The 844-nt window shown below is 76.9% G+C and carries 1 protein-coding gene and 1 pseudogene; one reads left to right on the top strand and one right to left on the bottom strand.

Features of this window, described 5'->3' with window-relative positions; all coding sequences use genetic code 11:
• A partial coding sequence (menE, locus tag A9X03_RS08305; protein ID WP_082971028.1) for an o-succinylbenzoate--CoA ligase occupies nt 1-703 on the top strand: 703 nt, incomplete at its 5' end.
• 64 nt (nt 704-767) lie between these two features.
• Here the strand turns inward: menE and A9X03_RS30135 are convergent.
• Nucleotides 768-844: pseudogene (locus tag A9X03_RS30135) on the bottom strand (hypothetical protein); the annotation flags it as partial.

Here is an 844-nt window from a genome sequence, read left to right as displayed (position 1 = left end):
GCTGGTGGCCACGCAGCTGGCCAAGGCGCTGACCGACCCGGCGGCCGCCGCCGCGCTCGCCGAACTGGACGCCGTCCTGCTCGGCGGCGGCCCGGCCCCGCAGGGGGTGCTCGACGCCGCCGCGGCGGCCGGCGTCGCCGTGGTGCGCACCTACGGGATGAGCGAAACCGCGGGCGGTTGCGTGTACGACGGCGTGCCACTGGACGGCGTCCTGGTCCAGGTCGCCGCCGGCGGCCGCGTCCTCCTCGGCGGCGCGACCCTGGCCAAGGGTTACCGCAACCCGGTGCAGCCCGACCCGTTCGCCGCGCCCGGCTGGTTCCGCACCGACGACCTCGGCGCCGTCGACGAGGCGGGTGTGCTGACCGTGCTGGGCCGCGCGGACGACGCGATCAGCACGGGCGGGCTCACCGTGCTGCCGCAATTGGTCGAGGCGGCGCTGGGCACCCACCCCGCCGTCGCCGACTGCGCGGTGTTCGGCCTGCCCGACGACCGGCTGGGCCAGCGGGTGGTCGCCGCGATCGTGCTGGCCGAGGGCCACGCGGCTCCGACGCTGGACGAGCTGCGCGCCCACGTGGCAGGCACCCTGGACACCACCGCCGCCCCGCGCGAACTGCACGTCGTCGAGGCGTTGCCGCGGCGCGGCATCGGCAAGGTCGACCGGTCGGGGTTGGTGCGCCGGTTCGCCGGGCCGGCCGATCAATAGGCTGGTCGACCGTGAGGCTGGCACGTCGGGAGTTTGTGGCCGCCGCGGTCGGGGCGGTGCTGGTGGGCGCGGCGAACGGGTCGGGCTGCACCGGGTTGCGGTAACCCTTGGCCAGGGTCGCGCCGCCGAGGAGGACGCGGC

This window comes from Mycobacterium sp. E1715, from assembly GCF_001667625.1.
Taxonomy (GTDB): domain Bacteria; phylum Actinomycetota; class Actinomycetes; order Mycobacteriales; family Mycobacteriaceae; genus Mycobacterium.
This window is presented reverse-complemented; position numbering and strand designations above follow the sequence as displayed.